Source organism: Undibacterium sp. Dicai25W (genome assembly GCF_049340505.1).
GTDB classification, from domain to species: Bacteria; Pseudomonadota; Gammaproteobacteria; order Burkholderiales; family Burkholderiaceae_D; genus Undibacterium; species Undibacterium jejuense.
In genome coordinates this window covers 498,600-519,926 of sequence record NZ_JBMPOQ010000001.1, presented here as the reverse complement: position 1 = coordinate 519,926, position 21,327 = coordinate 498,600, and the positions used below count along the sequence as shown (strand labels likewise).

Here is a 21,327-nt window from a genome sequence, read left to right as displayed (position 1 = left end):
GCGATCAGAAAGAAAAATTGTTTAATACATCGGGAGCGCCAGCTGCTTTTGCATTGGCTTCATTTTCGGCCAGACGACCAGCGTCCCAAATTTCAAAGTGGCTACCCATGCCAAGTAGCATGATGTCGCGCTCTATGCCGACGGCATTGCGCAATTCAGGGGCAATTAAAATCCGTCCTGCGCTATCGAGCTCAACATCGAAGGCATTACCCAAAAATATCCTTTTCCAGTCACGCGCCTGTATGGGCCATGCGGCGATCTGCTCACGATGCGATTCCCAGGTGGGACGCGGAAACAAAAGCAAGCACCCGTCTGGATGACGGGTCAGGGTAACGCGCCCTGCAAACTGTTCGCTCAGGGCATCGCGATAACGGGCAGGAATAGACATTCTGCCTTTCGCATCGAGATTGAGTGCGGATGGACCCTGAAACACGCTTGTACCTTTAACCTGGACTTTGATTGAAATAAGAAGTCTTGTGAAGATAAACGAAAAATGAGGATTTATCCCACAAAATTACACTTTTTCACACTGTTTCCCACTTTAGAGGATGACTTGATCGTGGTCAAGTAAAATAACACGTGTATTTCTGAATTTCTTTAATGAAGTCAATGACTTAGCGCAACTATCTCGAAACCGTATTTCGGAAATAGTCCAATAAATTAATGACTTACGAAATATTTTGAAAGTGGCTTATCACATACAGGTGTGTACGTGACCAGAGTTTAAGCTCAGGAAAGATGGAAAATAGTAGAAATTACCGGATCATACAAACAAGATACCTGCACTTACATTCTTAACAAGCAATGAATACAAGTGCTAAGACATTGGGGTTAGCGATAGTCTGACTGATCATCAAACGCGTTCGACCATGACCTGTTTTTGAAGTAAAGATGCAAATTCCTTGGCGGATATAGCCTTACTAAAGTAAAAACCCTGATACTCATCACATTTAAACTCTCGCAAGGTACTCAGTTGAGTCGGTGCGTCGACGCCCTCAGCAATCACCTTTAGACCCAAAGTATGAGCCATCGCGACAATGGCAAGAACGATCGCAGTATCATTTGGATTATGTGGTATATCTTTAATGAAAGAACGATCAACTTTGACGCTATCAACTGGGAAGCGCTTCAGATAGGCAAGAGAAGAGTAGCCAGTGCCAAAATCGTCGATTGATAAAGCAAAACCAGCTTCCTTAAAGCCGTCCATCAAAATAATCGCCTGTTCACGATTGTGCATCACCATACTTTCAGTAATTTCAAATTCAATCGCATTGGCAGGAACGCGCCAAAAATCTATAACACTTCTCACTTCATCCAACAGTTGATGATCATTGAACTGCGAACCGGACAGATTAATGGCAATCCGTCCGAAATGACTATCCAGTTGCCGGAAATTTAAAACATCGCGGCACGCCACATCTAAAACCAGCATACCCAAACGGGGAATCAAACCAGCCTCTTCCGCCAGCATGATGAAATCATTCGGATACAAGAGACCACGTTCTGGATGATTCCAGCGTACCAGCGCTTCTGCACCAACAATCAGCCCAGTTTCCACCGATACCTTTGGTTGGTAATAGACCACAAACTCACGTCGCTCAAGCGCTTTACGCAGACGCGCCTCAAATGCAAGGCGCTCTACGGTATGCGTGTTCATTTCGGATGCATAAAACTGGAAGTTGTCTTTTCCTTTGTTTTTTGCGCGATACATCGCAATATCGGCATTTTTCAACAAAGTTTGCGCATCTCGTCCATCTGTGGGGAAGGTGGCGATACCGATACTGGCACTTAGCTGGCACTCTTGACCGTAAATTTCAAACGGTTGGGAGGCCTCAAACAGCAATTTGTCGGCGATATCACCTAGATCTCGCGGTTCATTGAACTGGTCGATCAATAAAATAAACTCATCGCCACCAATTCTGGCAACAATGTCTGACTCACGTAAAGTCTTGCGGAAACGTTGCGCAACACTGCGCAAGACTTTATCACCTTCATCATGACCAAACGTGTCATTGATGTTTTTAAATCTATCCAGATCCAGAAACAATACCGCCAGACGGGTGCGGTTGCGTTCAGCCAAGGATAAGGCTTTGGCTAAATGCTGGTTATACAAAAAGCGATTCGGCAACCCAGTCAACTCATCGTAGTGTGCAAGTTGCAGGATTTTCTTTTCTGAACGTCGCCCTTCAATGGCGATCGTGGCGATCTCTATCATAATACCGATGACACTCATATCGTCTTCGGTCATGCAAGGAACATCGGGAAATAATAACGTAAAGCTACCTAAAACCAAGCCGTGTTTATCCATTAGCGGCCAGGCCATACTAGATTCAAAAGCTGACAACTCTTCGAGCCCGTTAACAAACTGCATGCAAGGAGCTTGTTGTAATTGCTCGATCTGTACCGGACAAGCAACTAAAACAGCATCACTCCAAATGCCATTTCCATGGGTTACTGGCATTTCATTCAATTGCTTGAGCAATAGCTCCGGGAAATGCTGCCCTACACCTTGGGTGAAGGTTCTTTGATCATCAGACAATAATTGGATTCCAACACACCAAGAAGGCCTTAATTCGCGCACAAAATCGCACACTGAATTTAAAACAAAAATAGGATCTTCATTGGCGCCAATGAGCTGCAGAAGTCGATTTTGTCCTTCGAGTAAGCGTTCAGTATATTTTCTGGTATTGATGTCGCGCTCAACACAGAACAATAAGACTTCCCCATCGATTTCCACGGGACTGAGAGATACTTCGCTGTAAAACGGCATGCCGTTTTTTTCGAGTTGCCACTCAAAACATTGAGCTACTCCGGCGAAGGCCTGATCAATAAGGAAAATGATTAATTTTTCTTTGTCTGATTCTTTTATACCAAGGATCGTTTGATGTGCCGCTGAAAAACCGCCTACTCTCTTGCCGATAATATCAGCCTGAGATTTCGCTCCAAGCAAATTGACGGCAGCATGATTGCAGTCCACATAGACATAGTCGCGGTTGATAATCAGAATAGCATCCTGAGCGCCGGTAAATAGTATCCGGTATCGATTCTCACTGGCAGCAAATTTTGCTTTGGAAATCTGCAAGCGCTTTAACTGCCACGTCAACATCAGCGCCAACATCAAAATAAACGCAACAGTCAAAGAGGTGAACAAAATTCTCTGTTGTAGACGTTTATTCCAATCAAGCAAGATACTTTCCATATTGCGGGCATAAACCAAGGTCAGTGGGATGCCAGTGATTTTTCGGTATGTGTACAAATAATCACCGCCGCCATCAATCAAGCCAACTCCCATCAATGAGCCTTCGCTTGCCGGATCGGTAATGGCAGCCAATAACTCAGTCTGGGTAACGGGATGATCAAGAAAGTTACTATCAAAAGGCGCTCTCGCGAGAATGTTCCCACGTTGATCATGCAAGGAAATCGCAGCAGCACTGCCGCGAGCCACAATTTCGTAAAAATCCTGGAAATAGCTAAGGCGCACATCGACTTCAAGGATACCCTGAAGTACTCCTTTTTCATCATAAAAATTACCAGCAATCGGCAAAATCCACTGATCAGAATTCTCCAATCTAGTTGCTGCGCCGACCACGAGTTCTTTATAGGAAGGTCTTTTTAATATTACGGCAATATGACCTGGCGTCCCCTTCGTCGCGCTTATCATCTGATGAGGGCGACTCGAAAGTTGCCTGCTTCCATCTTTATCAAAAACAGAAAGCGCATAGATAAATTGGGACTCTTGTCGTTGATTTAGTAATACTCTTTGAACTGAAGAGTCATAAGAAGAGGATGATGCGTCGAGAACACGAATTTCCTCAACAGCTGCGGTCATTGCACGCATCGCTTCATTTAGAGCTCGGCTGGCATGCTCTTCCAAAATCCTCACGGTGAAATAGCTGTGCTGCTGCGCATCGGCCAGCGTTAAGGTTTTATCTTCCCTTATTGACCACCAACTTTGAGCCACGATTAACGCAACGATGACACAAACGCCAACGACAAATGCCAGAAGCGGCACATCGCGTTCTTTCTTTAGGCCCGTAGTCTCCATGCGTCTGCAATTTTATAAGGTATGAGTTTGAGTAAGACCCGCTGCTGACCGACGCAACAGGAAACGCATTGCAAAAACACTTAAAGGCAGTACTGACGAAAAGGCGAAAAATAAATTATACAAATAATTAATTACGCATAATCGACAAGCTTATCGAAGCCAGAGCAAATTTTCCTTCGTATTTATCAAACAAGCCAGTATTAGTTTAACACTAGAATTTTTGAAAATAGTCCCTATCAAAGGACTTAGATAAAATTATTTCTATCAAGCATGGCAAACAACGAGATTTTAAAAGTACTGCAAATAAAATTTTCCAAATAGTAAAGCAATCTAGCCTGCCTTTTGCTCGCCATTTATTGGGACAAAATGGTGGTTTTTTTTTTGCAGCTCGGGAAAGTAAAGACACCATAAGAACTATTTCTATCAAAAACTGTCGCGAATTTGAGACTGGACCGGGAATTCACAAGTCAAGCAGACTTGTCCAAAATCAATTCGACACAAGGACGTTTTTAATCAAAAACATGGCTAATAAATTGAAGCAGGCCGATAGGCCGGATTTTGTTACGGCATCAGATATTGCTACCTGCTGCTATGACAATCATTCCTCTAGGCGACGGATTACTCCGCCGCTCAAGCTTTCTACCCGCACGCTCCGCGAGCCGCCTCAACGCGTGCCTATTTGAAATTGCTCCGGGTGGAGGTTACCGCGTTTCACCGTAACTTAATACGCTCGTCTCTGTGGCCCTATTCCTCGTCTTATACTTCAGCTTTCGCCTCCGTTTTCAACGTACGGCCGTTAGCCGTCACCCTGCTCTATGGAGTCCGGACCTTCCTCCCGTCACCATGTGAACATGGCAACCAGCGATTGTCTGGCCTGCTTCGAGCTGTATTTTACCTCAAATCAGAGTGTTCCAGTTGTAGTAAGTGCCTGCAAACTTGAATTTAAGAGCTGCACTTTACGCACGTATTGCCACAGATTTGTTCATTTGACGTCAGAAGTACTGCAAATTTTGTATGCTTTCTGGTAGCTTACTGCTTTTACTTGCTCCCGCTTAATATCATGTCGAATTCTCGTTCTGGTGGTCAACTTATTGTGGATGCACTGCAAATCCACGGTGTAGATACAATTTTTGGTGTTCCTGGCGAGAGTTATCTCCCAGTGCTGGATGCGCTGCACGATAGCCCGATTCGCTTCATTATTAATCGTCAGGAAGGCGGCGCGGCGTTTATGGCGGACGCTTACGGCAAAATGACTGGCAAACCAGGTATCTGCTTTGTGACCCGAGGCCCGGGTGCTACCAATGCATCAATCGGGGTACATACTGCGTACCAGGATTCCACGCCAATGATTTTATTTATTGGACAAGTAGGTAATGACTTTGTCGAACGCGAAGCATTTCAGGAAATTGATTACCGTCGTATGTTTGGCCAAATGGCCAAATGGGTAGCACAAATTGATCGTGCTGACCGCGTACCAGAATACATTGCCCGCGCATTCCAAGTCGCGACCAGCGGCCGTCCGGGTCCGGTTGTATTGGCATTGCCAGAAGATATGTTGGCACAAGTCGCGGATGTCGCTGATACCCGCCACTACACGCCGGTACAAGCATCCGCATCCCCGCAGCAATTAGCGCAATTGAGAAATATGCTGGCGGTCGCGCAACGCCCAGTACTACTGATTGGTGGCAGTGGCTGGGATCAGACTGCCTGTGAAAATATTCGTGACTTCGCCAGCAGTAACCATCTTCCACTCGCCTGCGCATTCCGCTTTCAGGATTTGATTGACAATGCCCACCCAAACTACATCGGAGACGTCGGCATTGGCATCAACCCAAAACTCGCACAACGAATAAAAGATGCCGATCTGGTCATCGCGATTGGTCCACGTCTGGGAGAAATGACGACGGGTGGCTACACCGTTCTGGAAGCACCAATACCTCAGCAAAAATTGATACACATTCATAGTGATGCCCTGGAATTAGGCCGTGTTTATCAAGCGGATCTGATGATCAATAGCGGTATGAAAGAAATTGCCGAGGCTTTAGCAGACATGGAAGCATTAGACGCGTCCCATAAGTGGCGTGACACCGTTGCTCAGGCAAAGAGCGAATTACTTGCATGGCAAACCGAGCCCGCCATTTTTGGACAAGAGAAAGCACCGCTCAATTTATGGCAAGTGGTGCAAGACATCATGCAGCAGACTCCTGCAAATACGATACTCACCAACGGCGCAGGCAATTATGCAACCTGGGCGCATCGCTATTTTCGCTACGGCGGCTTCCGCACGCAATTAGCGCCAACTTCTGGTGCGATGGGTTATAGCGTACCATCAGGTGTTGCGGCCAAAATTATTGATCCTGAACGCACAGTGATTACCTTCGCTGGCGATGGCGAATACATGATGAATGGCCAGGAACTGGCTACTGCGGTTCAGTACAAAGCAGGCGTGGTGATAATCGTATTTAACAATGGTATGTACGGCACCATTCGTATGCATCAGGAGCGCGAATTCCCTGAACGTGTTTCTGGCACAGAATTGCACAATCCTGATTTTGCGGCTCTGGCGCGCGCCTATGGTGCGAGTGGTGAAACCGTATTGACGACCGCTGAATTTGCTCCAGCATTAGAACGCGCATTAAAACATTGCCGCAATCATCAATTGCCAGCACTCATCGAATTGCGCTACGACGGCAATCTCATCACGCCTGGTGCCAGCCTGGAAACGATACGGCAGCAAGCAAGAGCATCGGGGAAATAACGGAATGAAGTTTTTGCAAAATTAAAAAAACACCTTGCCCGGGAGAGAGAAACGGCAAGGTGTTACAGCTATAAATACGATGATGGTTATCAGTACTATGCTTTAGTACGCAGCCGGCAATAAACCGCGATTGCCCGCTAAACCCGCACGTAATTTCACTTCTTTTGGAAATTCGACTATCCAGTGACCAAGTAAAAAAGGAGCATTAAAATCTTCACTAATGCGCCCGTACCGGAGCTCTGGCGATATTGCGGTTTGGGCTAAGTAATGCAGCATATCTGAGGTTAACGGCGTGCCAGCGTGGGCCATTGAGAACTCACCGACAATCAATGAACATCCTGGATGTTCAGGGTCTTTGGTAATTTCATAGCGCAAAGCTGCTCTATCGTTGGAGGATCCTGTCAAAAGACGTTGAAATTGTTCCGTTTTCTCTGCACCAAGCGAATTCCAGCTTGCTGAAAAATGAAAATAATCAGTAGCAATCGCCTTGCCGTGCCGGCCAAGCTTTTGGCCATTAATCACAAAGCCATGCTCAAAATCAGTCCAACGGATTTTTATATTACGTGGATGAGTAGCATCAAAAGTAACGGAAGCCATGATAAACCGCCTTGGAAAATGATACCTATCGGTGACAAGGGATTTCTGTCGAATATACCAATAATGACAAATGTGCTACCCGCAGCTATACGACATTCAACCTCTGTGGTTGCAAGCGCCGACGGAATCCAACTCTTATTCCATCACACTACTTTTCAGCATATTTTGTATTATTCAGAAACTCGGATTCAGAAAACAAATTTTGGTTCCATCAACCGATATTTCAAATCGAAAATGTTTTACGGATGTCACCACGAATGAATAGAATTATTGTTTATTTTTCTATTCTTTTCAACATCTTAAATGTATCAGACCTTAACCAAAGTTCTGCTTTAAAGAAATAATAGAAAATGCATGTTCTGGGGAAATAACACTTGCGGCGTAAATCAACAAATTGCAGCTTCTTGGGCGCAATTCTTATCCTGTAATTGAAAGAGAACGTGCTCGCTTGTCGCCTAGGAAAGATTTAAACCTCGTCATCCCGGATACGTCGAAGGAGACTCTTTTGTATCTCTTGCCGGGCTTTGCGGCGTGCTGTACGCAACGGATTAATTGGCTCATGCGCACCGGCATTTCGCTGACGCGCAGCTAGTGCGAGACGATTTCGCGGCTTTCCAGCGGTTGGAAGTTTAATTTTTATTTTCATCTAATTGGATTGCGGTGAGAGTATGCAACATACTGAAGACCGATTAAATTGACTCAAATTTTTAAAAGCAAAAAGACGTCGGACTTCAATTTCGCGGATACTTTTTTGAAATTTATTGCACAAAAATAAATTATTGTAACGGAGTTAATTTTCTTTTGCTTGTGTGACTTTCTTCATTTATTATAATTGCATTTATTGCAATTAACCACCAACACTAACATCAATTCTGGTATGTTAAGTTTGGCATAGCACTCTCTTAATAATTGCTCTTTTTTTCTACCTCGTCGTCTGGTTATAAGTCCAAACAAGGAACGAAGTTATGGCTGCAATTGGATTAGGTCTGTTGAGGCTGATCAAACACCTCATTCTCGTATTCGCATTGTTGCATTGCAGCGACAGTTTTGCCAGTCCGGTCCAAACTGACGCAGTTTGTGGCAAGGCGTCCGAGCTCATTCATATTCCCGGAAATGAGGCTGCCTGGACGCCGGGTTTGGGTAAATTACGCCTGCAAAAGGTGTGCTGGCTCAGAATCGAACGCCCACTTCCAAAAGATGAGCTACTGAGTTTTAAAAGTGTGTGGATTGATATTGCGCTCTTTGACAAACAAGGAAAGTTGTTAGGCAATGCCCCCCACAACGGTGAAAAATTAAACGCTTTTGTGAGTGCAAATCGCATCAGTTTTATTGTGCAAGATGCTGCATATCCAATTTACGCACGAACTACCGTATCACCGTCTACCTCGTTTTATGACGAAATCGACGTTGCCGGAATGACCCTCGATCAAATCAGCTTGCAAGCCCGCAAAGCAGAAAATACCAGCGTTGCTCAGTCGGCAGTGTTACTCGGTTTTGCACTAATTATGTTGGCGTTTGGTTTGTTTTTACGCGACATAAATTACGGTCTATTTGCACTATTCGCCTTCTTCCAGGCTGCGTTTATCATTTTTAATGACGGACTTATTTTTTCTGTGCCAAATTTGCCAGATTGGTTCCCGCGTTTATTTGCATTCACATCGTGGCCATCCACAGCGGTGTTATCGATCATTGTGACCAGAATTGGCGGCTTTAAGGAACACAGCCTCTTTCTTCATCGTTGTATGTTATTGATGTCCGTTGCTTATTTGACGCTCGTCCCAATGTCGTTTTTCGAAGCATCGCTGAGTTTAAAAACCGTCGTTTTACAAGACTATCTTAGCCTCTTGTGGTTCCCTCTCGCTTTATTGGGTTTGTTCCGTGCAACGCAAAGACACCATAAAGGCACCCCCTTACTTATACTTGGATTACTTCCTATTACAGTATTATGGTGGACGTTGTCACTCATCAATGTACAACCAAAAAGTTGGGGATGGAGATTTACCCCTCCGTCAGGAACGACTCTTGATGTAATTCAAAATTTGTTCCTCCCTACCCTGCTATGTATCAGCTTAGCCTACCGCACATTTGTCTTACATAACGAAGCGATACGCATCGCCCGAGAAGACCAGCTTACGGGTCTGGCCAACCGTGAACGTTTAGCGGTTCAGGGTGAAACAATGCTAAAGAACAAGCTACATCCTTACATTGCGGTGGTCGCCCTGAACGTCGACCGCTTTAAAGCCATCAATGAGGCTCTGGGGCACGATATTGGTGACGCAGCACTAGTCGAGGTCGGGCATCGTTTGTCATCTATTCCCAACACGGTGGTTGGCCGTAGTCAGTCGGATCAGTTTTTTATTATCTGGATCGATATACACACAATTGACGAGTTGCAACGGCATTTGAAAGAAAAATTCTTCTCTCCAATTTCTGTAAATCAACAGACGATTGATATATCGCTTTCCGCTGGTGTTAGCCTGCAAACTGATGTCAGCATGCAAAAGCATATGCATTGTGCAGAAATCGCCCTCAACGCGGCGCGCGCGTCTAAAAGTGGTTGGGAGGTGTATCGCCCCGACATGGAGACCAATAAGTTAGGTGATCTGAGTCTGTTATCCGAATTACGGATGGCGATACAACAGAATCACTTACGGATCTTCTTGCAACCAAAAGTAAGAGTCAAGGATGGTGCGGTAGTTTGTGCTGAAGCACTAGTACGCTGGCAGCATCCTACACGCGGTATGATTCCACCGTATCAGTTCATCCCTTTTGCGGAACACACGGGCCACATTAGCGCCATCACAGTCTGGATGTTAAAAGAAGCGATGCAACTGGTCGCGGCATGGAGAGCGGCAGGTGACCCCATACAAATTTCGATCAATTTATCGGCATTTGATTTGCGCAATCATAATATCGTTTCGATCATTGAAACTTTGCGCGAATCCAATAATGCCTCTACCGAAGATATCCGTCTGGAAGTCACCGAAAGCAGCGTGATGAGTGATGCCAATACGGCCATCATCGTACTGGACCACTTGCGCTCTCTCGGCTATTCGATTGCGCTTGATGATTTTGGGACAGGCTATTCCTCACTTGCCTATCTGCAAAAAATGCCGGTATCCGAATTAAAAATTGATCGGGCGTTTGTCGCCAATGTAAAACCAGACACGGATGCATCATTACTCTTGTTATCGACCATAGAGCTTGGGCAACGTCTCAAACTTCATACCGTCGCAGAAGGTGTTGAAACAATGGAAGAGTGGGAACTGGTGAAGCAGTTTGGGTGTGATTATGTACAAGGATGGTATGCCGCTAAGCCTATGCCGGTCAGCGAATTTATCCAATGGCGAACATTGAATAATCCATTTAATTACCTGCAGCCAATTAAATTGGTACCAGAAAAAGTGTGAGATAAAAAAATGGCGTCCAGGCGCATAGTTTGAAACAAATATCAGCATTTAACGCATTGATTTTGTTCCAACATCAGCTAAGATAACGTCGCCGTTGTAGTTAAGTTTAATGAATCGATTCACCAACCAGGAGAGCACGATGTCTATTCAACAAAAAGTACCCGGTGTGCCAGATAGTGCCGAGAATGAAAGCAATGTTACCTCTAGCATGCCAGGCAATGGCGGCGGTGAAAACAATCTCACTTCAAGTATGCCAGGTAATGGAGTAGAAGAAAACGACCTCACTTCAAGCATGCCAGGCAACGGCGGCGGTGAAAACAATCTCACTTCAAGTATGCCAGGCAATGGTGCAGAATAAAATCTGACCTTTAATAAACAATTGAAGGTTGTTAAATAAAAAACGGAGCCCAAACAGCTCCGTTTTTTATTCACGTCAGTATTTAATTGAACTGACTAAAGTCTGGCTTACGTTTTTGAAAGAAAGCCATAAAAGCTTCACGTGCTTCTGGTGCGTTGAGCATTGCTGCAAAGTGCTGATTTTCTTCTGCCATTTTTGTGACGATTGCTTGTGGCTGATTACCTTTCATCAGACGTTTGGTAGTGCGAATTGAAGCGGCTGGCAATGCAACCAATTTGGCAGCGATTTGCTGGACGTAGGGTAACAATTCTTCTAACGGCAAGACCTTATTCACAAAGCCCATTTCAAACGCTTCCTGCGCTGTAAATGGTTCGCCCAGCATCAATTTTTCTGCAGCGCGTTGATAACCAACAATTTGCTGAAATACCATGCTGGATGCAAATTCAGGGCACAAACCTAATTGTGTGAATGGCATAGACAGCTTTGCATTATCTGCCAGATAAATCAGATCACAATGCATGAGTAAGGTAGTACCAATCCCCACCGCTGCACCGGACACAGCAGCAATCACGGGCTTGCCGGAATCATTTAATGCCTGCATAAATTGATAGACTGGCGGAATGCTGTCTGGATTAGCAAGGCTGCCAGCGTTTTTCATGAAATCTTCGAGATCATTGCCTGCAGTAAAAATTTCTGGCTTACCAGTGATCAGGATGGCGCGCACAGCGGCATCTGTTTCGGCTGCACGCAAGGCATCAGCCATCGCCTGATACATGGCGGCAGTAATCGCATTTTTCTTTTCAGGACGATTAAAGCTGATCGTCAGAACGCCATTTTCTTTGTGGGTCAGGATATCTGTCATGTGTGTCTCTCTTTGTCCTAGGACTATATTCTTCAATCATGTGCAAACAAGTCGCTATTGTAACTCGTGAACAAGACCTATTTTCATTGTCGTATTTGTAAAAAAACCGCACAAAATATGTGCGGTTTTTTTTGGGCTAGTAAGGCAAATTACATGCGTTCAAAAATACCAGCAGCACCCATACCAGTACCTACGCACATCGTCACCATACCGTATTTCAGGTTATTGCGATGCAAAGCGTGGATAGTGGTCGCGGAACGAATTGCACCTGTTGCGCCCAGTGGATGACCCAGAGCAATCGCGCCGCCCATCGGATTCACTTTTGCTGGATCGAGACCCAGATCTTGTACCACTGCCAGAGACTGCGCCGCAAACGCTTCGTTCAGTTCGAACCAGTCGATCTGATCTTGCGTAATACCTGCTGCGCGACATGCTGCCGGGATCGCTTCTTTAGGACCGATGCCCATAATTTCTGGTGGTACGCCACGGACTGCGAAGGAAGCGAAACGCGCCAATGGTGTCAGGTTGAATTGCTTCAGGATTTTTTCGCTGACCAGTATCAATGCGCCTGCACCGTCAGAAGTTTGCGAGCTGTTACCAGCAGTCACACTACCTTTGGCAGCAAACACGGCTTTGAGCTTCGCCAGGCCCTCTAAAGAGGTATCTGGACGTGCGCCTTCGTCGCGAGTCACCGTACGAGTTTTGAGTTCGATTTCGCCAGTCAGCAAGTTAGGTACGCGGTCGATGATGTCAACAGACGTTGTTTCTGCATCGAAGTAGCCAGCATTTTGCGCAGCGATTGCACGTTGGTGCGATTGCAAAGCAAATGCATCTTGCGCTTCACGGGATACTTTCCATTGTTGCGCGACTTTTTCAGCAGTTAAACCCATACCGTAGGCCATGCCGACGTTTTCGTCTTGCAGAATCGCCATATTCATCGATGGGTTGCTACCCATCATTGGCACCATGGACATGGATTCCACACCGCCAGCGATCATCACATCAGCCTGACCAACACGAATGCGGTCAGCAGCCATCGCCACAGCAGTGATGCCGGATGCGCAATAGCGGTTGATTGTTACGCCACCGATAGTGTTCGGCAAACCAGCCAGCAACACGCCCATACGCGCCAGATTCAGACCTTGTGCACCTTCTGGGAAAGAGCAACCGATGATCGCATCTTCAACCAGTTTTGGATCGAGGTTAGGCACTTGTGCCAGCGCTGATTGCATGACACGTACCAGCAAGTCATCTGGACGTGTGTTGCGGAACATACCGCGACCAGATTTACCGATCGGTGTACGAGTAGCAGAGACGATATACGCGTCTTGAAGTTGTTTAGTCATGTTATGTACTCCGATTAGTTACGTACTGGCTTGCCAGTTTGCATCATGCCCATGATGCGCTCTTGTGTTTTTGGATGGTTCAGCAATTCCATAAACGCTTTACGCTCCATGTCGAGCAACCATTGTTCGCTGACCAGGCTGCCATTGTCGATGTCGCCACCGCAAACAACTTCTGCAATCATCTTGCCGAGTTTGTAGTCATGTGCAGAGATAAAGCCACCGTCACGCATATTGATCAATTGCGCAGAAATCGTCGCAATACCATGACGACCAGTCACAGGCACGAGTTTCTTCATTGGTGCACGATAACCAGCGTCAAACATGGCGCGGGCTTCTACTTTTGCTACATGCAACAACTCATATGGGTTGAATACAATCACATCGTTCTCGGACAGGTAACCCATTTTCTTCGCTTCGAGCGCAGATTTGGAAACTGCTGCTGTCGCTGCGTTCATGAAGTAGTTTTTCAGGAACTGCAACAAATCAGTGCCTTTCGCATCCGCTGCTGCGCGAACTGCAGCTTCTTTCAAACCACCACCACCAGGAACCAGACCAACACCCACTTCAACCAAACCAATGTAGGATTCGATCGATGCCACGCGTTTTGCTGCGTGCATCAACAATTCGCAACCGCCGCCCAATGCCAGACCAGAAACCGCTGCCACGACTGGGATATTCGCGTATTTCAATGCCTGATGTGCGTCTTGCAAACGTGAGATTGCTGGTTCGATCGCTTTCACGCCACCGGACATAAACAATGGCAACATCGCTTGCAAATCAGCGCCAGCAGAGAACGCGCCGCCGTCTGCTGCATCCGCACTCCAGATAACCAAACCTTTGTAATTTTTCTCGGCTTCGGCAATCGCTTTTTCCATGCCTTCGATCACGCCAGGGCCGATCACGTGCATCTTGGTTTTCAAGGACAAGATCAGCACGTCATCACGTTGTGCTTCTGTACCTTGATGCCAGATACGAACGGACTCATCTTCAAAGAAGGTCGTGCCAGCGTTTGCGCCAGTCGCTTCGCCCGTACCCAGAACTGGTGCACGGAACGCCTGACGGTCGTAAACCGCCAGATTGGAGCGTGGAACAAATGTGGATTTGCTTGCGGACCAGGAACCTGCGGAGGTATGTACACCACCGTTTTGTGCAACAGCGCTATCAAATACCCAGCTTGGTAATGGTGTATTGCACAATGCTTTACCAGCGTCGATATCTTCTTTCACCCAGTTCGCTACTTCAGCCCAACCTGATGCTTGCCATGTTTCGAATGGACCAACATTCCAGCCAAAGCCCCAGCGCATCGCGAAATCGATGTCACGTGCATTGTCAGCAATCGTTGCGCCATGAACGGCGATGTAATGGAACGCGTCACGGAAAATCGCCCACAAGAACTGCGCTTGTACGTGAGTCGATTCACGCAAGGTCTTCATTTTCTTGACAGGGTCTTTTTCTTTCAACATGCGTGCTACGACGTCGTCAGCTTTAGCACCGCCAGTAACGTATTGCGCTGTCGCGAAGTCAAGACGTTGAATGTCTTTACCTACTTTTTTGTAGAAACCAGCACCAGTTTTAGAACCGAGCGCACCAGCAGCAACCAGCTTAGCCAGTACTTCTGGTGTTTTGTAGACCGCGAAGAAAGGATCGTCCGCCAAATTGTCTTGCATGGTTTTGATTACATGACCCATGGTGTCGAGACCAACCACGTCTGCAGTACGGAAAGTACCAGAAGAAGCGCGACCCAGTTTTTTTCCAGTCAGGTCATCTACGACATCCACCGTCAAACCGAATTTTTCAGCTTCATGGATCGTCGCCAGCATACCGAAAATACCAACGCGGTTAGCGATGAAGTTCGGTGTATCTTTTGCACGAACAACGCCTTTACCCAAAGAGGTAGTCAGGAAGCCTTCGAGTTGATCGATGATTTCTGGGCGAGTTGCTACGGTTGGGATTAATTCAACCAAGTGCATGTAGCGTGGTGGATTGAAGAAGTGAACGCCGCAGAAACGTGCTTTCAATTCAGCATCAAAGCCGTCAGACAATGCCGTGATGGACAGACCGGAAGTGTTCGACGCAAAAATCGCATTTGGAGCGATGTGCGGAGCAACTTTTTTGTACAGGTCATGTTTCCAGTCCATGCGTTCAGCGATCGCTTCGATAATCAGATCGCAACCAGCCAGCACGTCCAGATTGTCTTCGTAGTTAGCAACTTCGATCAACGCAGCATCATCTTTATTGCCGAGTGGTGCTGGATTGAGTTTTTTCAGGTTTTCGATAGCACGCAAAACGATGCCGTTTTTTGGACCTTCTTTTGCTGGCAAGTCGAACAGAACGACAGGTACTTTAGCATTAATGCAATGCGCAGCAATTTGCGCACCCATCACGCCGGCGCCGAGCACGGCGACTTTTTTTACGATGAAATTGGTCATGGCTTTTCCTTGTTTTAGTCTCTGACTTTCAGGGATCGCCATGCGTCCCTGTCAGCCTGAGAGTCAAGGTGCGCAAGCGCACCCTACGGTTACTTACATCAGAACAAATCAGCTTCGAGGGACAGCAAATTGGCAGAGCCAGAACGTGCCTGACGAATCAACATCGCTGTTTCTGGGTACAAACGTGCAAAGTAAAAGCGAGCAGTCGCTAATTTTGCTTTGTAGAATGTATCGCCAGATGTCTCTTTTTCAAGAGCAATTTTTGCCATTTGAGCAAAGAAATAGCTGTACACCATATGTCCGACAACGCGCAGGTAAGGTACGGCAGCCGCACCAACTTCGTCTGGATTCTGGAATGCTTTCATACCAATTTCCATGGTCAACTTAGTGACTTTGTCGCCTAATTCAGCCAATGGTGTAACGAATTCAGACATCGCTTCATTAGTGCCATTCGCCTCGACGAAGGCTTGTACTTTGGCGCCAAATTTACGCAGCTTTGCACCGTTGTCCATCAAGATCTTACGGCCTAACAAATCCAGCGACTGCACTGTGTTTGTACCTTCGTAAATCATGTTGATACGCGCGTCACGAACATATTGTTCCATGCCCCATTCAGCGATAAAGCCATGGCCGCCATAAACTTGCAGACATTCAGAAGTTGCTGTCCATGCATTGTCAGTGATAAAGGCTTTGATCACTGGTGTCAGTAACGCAACTTCATCAGCGCAATCTTTGCGAACTTGTTCGTCAGGGTGATTCAGTTCTTTATCGAGTTGCAGAGCAACATAGGAACAGAAAGCACGTGCACCTTCAGCGTACGCTTTTGCTGTCAACAACATGCGACGTACGTCAGCGTGAACGATAATCGGATCAGCTGGTTTTTCTGGTGCTTTAGGACCAGACAAGCTGCGCATCTGGATACGGTCTTTTGCATAGACCAACGCGTTTTGGTAAGCCACTTCAGTCAGACCCAGACCTTGCATACCAACACCCAGACGTGCTGCGTTCATGAACACGAACATCGCATTCAGGCCTTTGTGCGGGCCACCGATCAACCAGCCGGTCGCGCCATCCAGATTCATCTGGCATGTGGAGTTACCGTGGATGCCCATTTTTTCTTCGATCGCGCCGCAGAAAATCGGGTTACGTGCACCGTTTGTTCCATCTGCATTCGGCAGGAACTTAGGAACGATGAACAGGGAAATACCTTTTGAACCTTCTGGTGCGCCTGGCAAACGTGCCAGCACCAGATGGACGATGTTGTCAGACATATCGTGCTCACCAGCGGAGATGAAAATCTTCGCGCCGTTGATTTTGTAGGTGCCGTCTGCTTGTGGTTCAGCTTTGGAACGCAGCATACCCAAGTCAGTACCGCAATGTGGCTCAGTCAGGCACATAGTACCTGTCCACTCGCCGGAAATCAGTTTTGGCAAGTACAAAGATTTTTGTTCGTCTGTACCATGTTCGTGGATACACTCGTAAGCACCGTGCGACAAGCCTGGATACATCGTCCATGCCTGATTTGCAGAATTCATCATTTCATAGAATGAATTGTTCACGACCAGTGGCAAGCCTTGACCGCCGAAATCCGGGTCGCAAGACAATGCAGGCCAGCCCGCTTCTACATATTGTTTGTAGGCTTCTTTAAAGCCTTTTGGTGTGGTGACTGTGTGGTTAGTCTTGTCGTGATGGCAGCCTTCGCGATCACCAGAATGGTTCAATGGGAACAAGACTTCGGAAGTGAATTTGCCGCCTTCTTCCAGAATTTGGTTGATGATGTCAGCATCGACGTCAGCATGCTTAGGCAATTGCTTAAGTTCCGATTCAACATTCAATAATTCATGCAACACGAACTGCATATCACGCAATGGAGCGATATATTGACCCATGATTTTCTCCTGACGGCAAAGTTAAACTAGATAAGGAAACAGATATTTCAAAAATAACGACGGCCCTGCATTAACCCGCTATGACCGGCGCGTAATATTCGATCATTCGTTCAAAACCAGCTTGCGCTCTGTCTACGCTACCTGGTTTGCGCAAGAAGCGCGCATCATGGTGCAAAGCCAGTATCAAGCCGTACATTTCATACACAATCTGGTCAGCGTCGACATCCTGGCGCAAATGGCCAAGTTGTATCGCCTGGCTGGCAGCACGCTGTAATGCACCCTGCCATGCTTTTACCATACCGACCAATTCATCGCGTATCGGGCCCTGCCTATCGTCATACTCAGCAGCACCACTAATATAAATACAACCCGACGCAATCTCGACCGTAACGCGCTTGATCCACAGTGCAAACATGGATTGCAAACGCGGTAAGCCACGCTCTTCTTTCATGCTTGGATAAAACACCTCTTGTTCGAAGTGATGGTGGTAAAGCTTTAACACTTCGATTTGCAAATCTTCACGCGAACCAAAATGGGCGAACACGCCAGATTTGCTCATGTTCATTTTGTCGGCCAGCAAGCCTATAGTGAGCCCCTCTATACCGTCACGACTGGCGGCGTCGAGTGCTACGTCCAGAATGGCTGCGCGGGTCAACTCCCCTTTACGCATGAATTTCGATGTCATATTCATATTACTGTATCTATATTGAAATGCTTCACGTTGACACTAACAACATGCAAACTAGTGAATTAATCGAACGCTCGTACTATTAGCCACGGCGCATTAAAAGTCAAACTGGATTCGCCCTTTAGAGGAGAGTATCTATTTGTTTTCAGATTTGTTTCATATTAGCAATGTACTTAAAAATCGTTAACCTCAGATGAACTTCATAGTTAATCGACGCTAAAAGTCATTTTTAAACATCCCTGCCTGACACGGCTCCTGGTTTCTGATTCTTGCTATCAACTTAAATATGTTACTTCGTAACAATTGTCTGCCGTGGAAAAGCTTGCCTCAATCCCACGACACATCCAATTGCCGACGATCACGTTTCGTTGGACGCCCTTGAATATGCGCGGTCGGTTCACGGAAATATTTTCTATCTTCCGCCGCTTTTTGGCGCTTTTCTAGGCTTGCCGGGGTTTCTTCATACATCGTCTGTGCCACTGTTGCGGGACCGCGCACCTCTAATATGCGTAAAACTTTGACCTGCCAGATTTGTTCGCTATGATGAATTTCGATCAGGTCACCAATTTTGACGTCATGGGCGGGTTTGACACGCTGCTCGTTTTGCAGGACACGCCCTAAATCAACCGCATGGGTTGCCAGGCTACGGGTTTTAAAAAATCTGGCTGCCCACAGCCACTTATCGATACGGGTGGTGTTGCTCATGGAGACTCACTAACAAATCCAATTATTCAAATTATTCCAATTATTCCAATGTTCCGGATTTAATTAACGCACGTTCATTCTATTTTGATGCAATGTATTGCAGGCGCTGGTCAAATACAAGGCATTTATGCTCAAGAAAAGCGATACTGACAGACTATCTGTGCGGCATCGCAGCATTACGGACAATGGACTGAAAAAAGGATGCCTAAAGCATCAAATTTGTACTTGGTTATGCGCATTTGAGCACAAGTGTCAATAATTTAATTGTGTAAATTCAACAACAAAAAATTTCCTCGAACCAATTCCCAGATCATCGCTTGAACGATTCTTACTTGTAGAATTAAATTTATTTTACAATTGTCGCCGCGCCTGTTGTTGCATGTATAGCGACGTTTCCAGGCACTCGATATACGCTATATCTGATTGAAATCGCTCTTTGCGTACAACCAGAAATGCGCGCCGCAGTAAGAATCAGGGGGCAACATGCAGGGAAACGCTGTTCAGAATCTGCTTTTGAACAATATACACATGCCTTTCGATGAGGTTTTGCGGCAGTCCCCCATCGGTATGGCGGTCATCAATTTTGATGGCACTTATGAAGCACTTAACGAGGTGTATTGCGACATCTATGGCTACACCAAAGCGCAAATGCTCGGGCATTGTTTTACGATGGTGTTTAAGCCTGAAGCCCGTGCTTCTGTACTCGAATTACATCAGCGTTTTTTAAAAACTGGCGGCATACTCGGTGGGGAGTGGGATGTACAACGAGCTGACGGTACAATCTTACATGTTATCAGTGAATCAGCACAAGTTCCAGGCATCGACGGTACGATGCGGAGACTGGTTTATGTTACTGACATCACCACCAGAAAAAAAATTGAACGCGACTTAGAGGCCTCACATTTATTTGTTCACTCCGTTTTGGATGCGCTGCCAGCGCAGATTTGTGTGCTTGATGAGAAGGGCATCATACTTTCAGCAAATAGTGCCTGGATCAATTTTTTGATCTCTAATGGTGGCAACCCTGAGATTCTGCTTAAGCAAACTAGTTACCTCGATTTATGCAAACCAGATGCGAAAGTGACTAACAAAGGTTCTTTAGAGGCAGAACTATTTTATGAAAAATTACTAGAAGTACTTGCTGGCGATAATAATTATTTTGAAATTGAATATCCATCTCATCTGCCCGATGAGCGTCGCTGGTTTATCGCAAGGGTAACTCGCATTCCCAGCGCTGAGCCACCAAGAATTATCGTCTCTCATGACAATGTCACAGCTCTCAAGGTCGCACAAGTAGAGTTGCATGAATCGCTGACATTCACGCGCAAGCTCATCAATTCTATGCAAGATGGATTCACCGTTCTTGAACGTAACGGAAGAGCATTGGAAGTGAATCCCGCTTTGTGTCGCATGACAGGTTTTATGGATACAGAACTACTCCGCTCGGGCGCAGGCTTTCCGTACTGGCCGCAAGATGAAAACGATCAATTACAAGCACTACTGCAACGAGTCTTGCAAGGTGCTGAAGGCGAAATTGAAGTCTCGTTGATCCGTAAAAATGGCACACGTTTTCCAGCCAATATGACTTTCTCTTGCGTCAAAGATGAAAATGGCTATCCGATAAATTATATCGCCACCATCAAGGACATCACCGAACGCAAACGGATGGAAGATGACGTGCATCGACTAGCATTTTATGATCCGCTCACCAATCTGCCTAACCGTCGCCTGTTACATGACCGCATAGAACAGAGCATCGCCGCCGGAAAACGCAGTGGCAATCACGCCGCGCTACTAATGATTGATCTGGATAATTTTAAGCCACTCAATGATAATTTTGGACACGATGTAGGCGATTTATTGTTGATCGAAGTCGCCAGCAGATTGCGGTCTTGCGTCAGAGAAATCGACACGGTAGCGCGTTTTGGTGGAGATGAGTTTGTCGTTATCATCAGCGAGTTACAAGCAGAAAACGGGAACTCGAAAAATCAGGTCACGGTAATCGCCGAAAAAATCCGTAACGCCTTACGTACGCCTTATATGTTACCGATTCAATACGACGGCAAACCCGAATATATAGAACACAGATGTTCCGCCAGCATTGGTGTTGCCCTGTTCAATTCACATAATACGACTGAGACGCAGGTCATGAAATGGGCAGATAAAGCGATGTATCAAGCCAAAGATGATGGTCGCAATTTGATTCGTTTTTATGTTGCACCAAGCCTGCAATAGCAGGT

13 protein-coding genes and 1 other RNA gene are annotated in these 21,327 nt (G+C 46.2%); 4 read left to right on the top strand and 10 right to left on the bottom strand.

Annotation, left to right across the window (positions count from 1 at the left end):
* Positions 1-4: 4 nt before the first annotated feature.
* The 3 genes from mraZ to rnpB form a co-directional block, all read right to left on the bottom strand.
* Positions 5-433 (bottom strand): division/cell wall cluster transcriptional repressor MraZ, encoded by a 429-nt coding sequence (gene mraZ / locus ACO0KY_RS02460; RefSeq protein WP_186911057.1) that lies wholly within the window; start codon positions 431-433, stop codon positions 5-7.
* 420 nt (positions 434-853) lie between these two features.
* Positions 854-4,045 (bottom strand): EAL domain-containing protein, encoded by a 3,192-nt coding sequence (locus ACO0KY_RS02455; protein ID WP_423043918.1) that lies wholly within the window; start codon positions 4,043-4,045, stop codon positions 854-856.
* A gap of 531 nt (positions 4,046-4,576) precedes the next feature.
* An RNA gene (gene rnpB / locus ACO0KY_RS02450) (RNase P RNA component class A) lies at positions 4,577-4,926 on the bottom strand.
* A 179-nt stretch (positions 4,927-5,105) separates the two neighbouring features.
* On the opposite strand from rnpB, the gene ACO0KY_RS02445 reads away from it, so the two are divergent.
* Positions 5,106-6,803 carry a thiamine pyrophosphate-binding protein gene (locus tag ACO0KY_RS02445; RefSeq protein WP_423043916.1) on the top strand — a complete coding sequence of 566 codons (1,698 nt, stop codon included), beginning with the start codon at positions 5,106-5,108 and terminating at the stop codon, positions 6,801-6,803.
* A gap of 102 nt (positions 6,804-6,905) precedes the next feature.
* Here ACO0KY_RS02445 and ACO0KY_RS02440 read toward each other — a convergent pair whose 3' ends face one another.
* Positions 6,906-7,400 (bottom strand): hypothetical protein, encoded by a 495-nt coding sequence (locus ACO0KY_RS02440; protein ID WP_423043914.1) that lies wholly within the window; start codon positions 7,398-7,400, stop codon positions 6,906-6,908.
* 965 nt (positions 7,401-8,365) lie between these two features.
* Here ACO0KY_RS02440 and ACO0KY_RS02435 point away from each other — a divergent pair.
* Both ACO0KY_RS02435 and ACO0KY_RS02430 read left to right on the top strand, forming a co-directional pair.
* Positions 8,366-10,810: a putative bifunctional diguanylate cyclase/phosphodiesterase gene (locus ACO0KY_RS02435; RefSeq protein ID WP_423043912.1), complete on the top strand. Its 2,445-nt coding sequence runs from the start codon at positions 8,366-8,368 to the stop codon at positions 10,808-10,810.
* Positions 10,811-10,949: 139 nt separating this feature from the next.
* The gene (locus ACO0KY_RS02430) at positions 10,950-11,168 is read left to right on the top strand and encodes a hypothetical protein (protein WP_423043910.1); all 219 of its coding nucleotides are present in this window, start codon (positions 10,950-10,952) and stop codon (positions 11,166-11,168) included.
* 82 nt (positions 11,169-11,250) lie between these two features.
* Here the strand turns inward: ACO0KY_RS02430 and ACO0KY_RS02425 are convergent, their stop codons facing one another.
* From ACO0KY_RS02425 to ACO0KY_RS02400, 6 genes are all read right to left on the bottom strand, one after another.
* Positions 11,251-12,030: an enoyl-CoA hydratase gene (locus tag ACO0KY_RS02425; RefSeq protein ID WP_423043908.1), complete on the bottom strand. Its 780-nt coding sequence runs from the start codon at positions 12,028-12,030 to the stop codon at positions 11,251-11,253.
* Between the two features lie 149 nt (positions 12,031-12,179).
* Positions 12,180-13,376 (bottom strand): acetyl-CoA C-acyltransferase, encoded by a 1,197-nt coding sequence (locus ACO0KY_RS02420; protein ID WP_186911064.1) that lies wholly within the window; start codon positions 13,374-13,376, stop codon positions 12,180-12,182.
* A gap of 14 nt (positions 13,377-13,390) precedes the next feature.
* Positions 13,391-15,805, bottom strand: a complete 2,415-nt coding sequence (locus tag ACO0KY_RS02415; RefSeq protein WP_423043906.1) for a 3-hydroxyacyl-CoA dehydrogenase/enoyl-CoA hydratase family protein — start codon at positions 15,803-15,805, stop codon at positions 13,391-13,393.
* Positions 15,806-15,903: 98 nt separating this feature from the next.
* Positions 15,904-17,694, bottom strand: a complete 1,791-nt coding sequence (locus tag ACO0KY_RS02410) for an acyl-CoA dehydrogenase C-terminal domain-containing protein (RefSeq protein ID WP_423043904.1) — start codon at positions 17,692-17,694, stop codon at positions 15,904-15,906.
* 70 nt (positions 17,695-17,764) lie between these two features.
* Positions 17,765-18,364: a TetR/AcrR family transcriptional regulator gene (locus ACO0KY_RS02405; RefSeq protein ID WP_186911241.1), complete on the bottom strand. Its 600-nt coding sequence runs from the start codon at positions 18,362-18,364 to the stop codon at positions 17,765-17,767.
* 345 nt (positions 18,365-18,709) lie between these two features.
* On the bottom strand, positions 18,710-19,087 hold the full coding sequence (locus ACO0KY_RS02400) for an RNA-binding S4 domain-containing protein (protein WP_423043902.1): 378 nt from the start codon (positions 19,085-19,087) through the stop codon (positions 18,710-18,712).
* A gap of 528 nt (positions 19,088-19,615) precedes the next feature.
* On the opposite strand from ACO0KY_RS02400, the gene ACO0KY_RS02395 reads away from it, so the two are divergent.
* Positions 19,616-21,322 carry a diguanylate cyclase domain-containing protein gene (locus ACO0KY_RS02395; RefSeq protein ID WP_423043900.1) on the top strand — a complete coding sequence of 569 codons (1,707 nt, stop codon included), beginning with the start codon at positions 19,616-19,618 and terminating at the stop codon, positions 21,320-21,322.
* The last annotated feature ends 5 nt before the right edge of the window (positions 21,323-21,327 follow it).

Excerpts from the sequence above, each read along its gene's own strand:
- ACO0KY_RS02410 (WP_423043904.1), bottom strand. The coding sequence starts at position 17,694 with ATGGGTCAATATATCGCTCCATTGCGTGATATGCAGTTCGTGTTGCAT.
- ACO0KY_RS02430 (WP_423043910.1), top strand. The coding sequence starts at position 10,950 with ATGTCTATTCAACAAAAAGTACCCGGTGTGCCAGATAGTGCCGAGAAT.
- ACO0KY_RS02420 (WP_186911064.1), bottom strand. The coding sequence starts at position 13,376 with ATGACTAAACAACTTCAAGACGCGTATATCGTCTCTGCTACTCGTACA.
- ACO0KY_RS02395 (WP_423043900.1), top strand. The coding sequence starts at position 19,616 with ATGCCTTTCGATGAGGTTTTGCGGCAGTCCCCCATCGGTATGGCGGTC.
- ACO0KY_RS02425 (WP_423043908.1), bottom strand. The coding sequence starts at position 12,030 with ATGACAGATATCCTGACCCACAAAGAAAATGGCGTTCTGACGATCAGC.
- ACO0KY_RS02455 (WP_423043918.1), bottom strand. The coding sequence starts at position 4,045 with ATGGAGACTACGGGCCTAAAGAAAGAACGCGATGTGCCGCTTCTGGCA.
- ACO0KY_RS02400 (WP_423043902.1), bottom strand. The coding sequence starts at position 19,087 with ATGAGCAACACCACCCGTATCGATAAGTGGCTGTGGGCAGCCAGATTT.
- ACO0KY_RS02435 (WP_423043912.1), top strand. The coding sequence starts at position 8,366 with ATGGCTGCAATTGGATTAGGTCTGTTGAGGCTGATCAAACACCTCATT.
- ACO0KY_RS02440 (WP_423043914.1), bottom strand. The coding sequence starts at position 7,400 with ATGGCTTCCGTTACTTTTGATGCTACTCATCCACGTAATATAAAAATC.
- ACO0KY_RS02415 (WP_423043906.1), bottom strand. The coding sequence starts at position 15,805 with ATGACCAATTTCATCGTAAAAAAAGTCGCCGTGCTCGGCGCCGGCGTG.
- ACO0KY_RS02405 (WP_186911241.1), bottom strand. The coding sequence starts at position 18,364 with ATGCGTAAAGGGGAGTTGACCCGCGCAGCCATTCTGGACGTAGCACTC.
- ACO0KY_RS02445 (WP_423043916.1), top strand. The coding sequence starts at position 5,106 with ATGTCGAATTCTCGTTCTGGTGGTCAACTTATTGTGGATGCACTGCAA.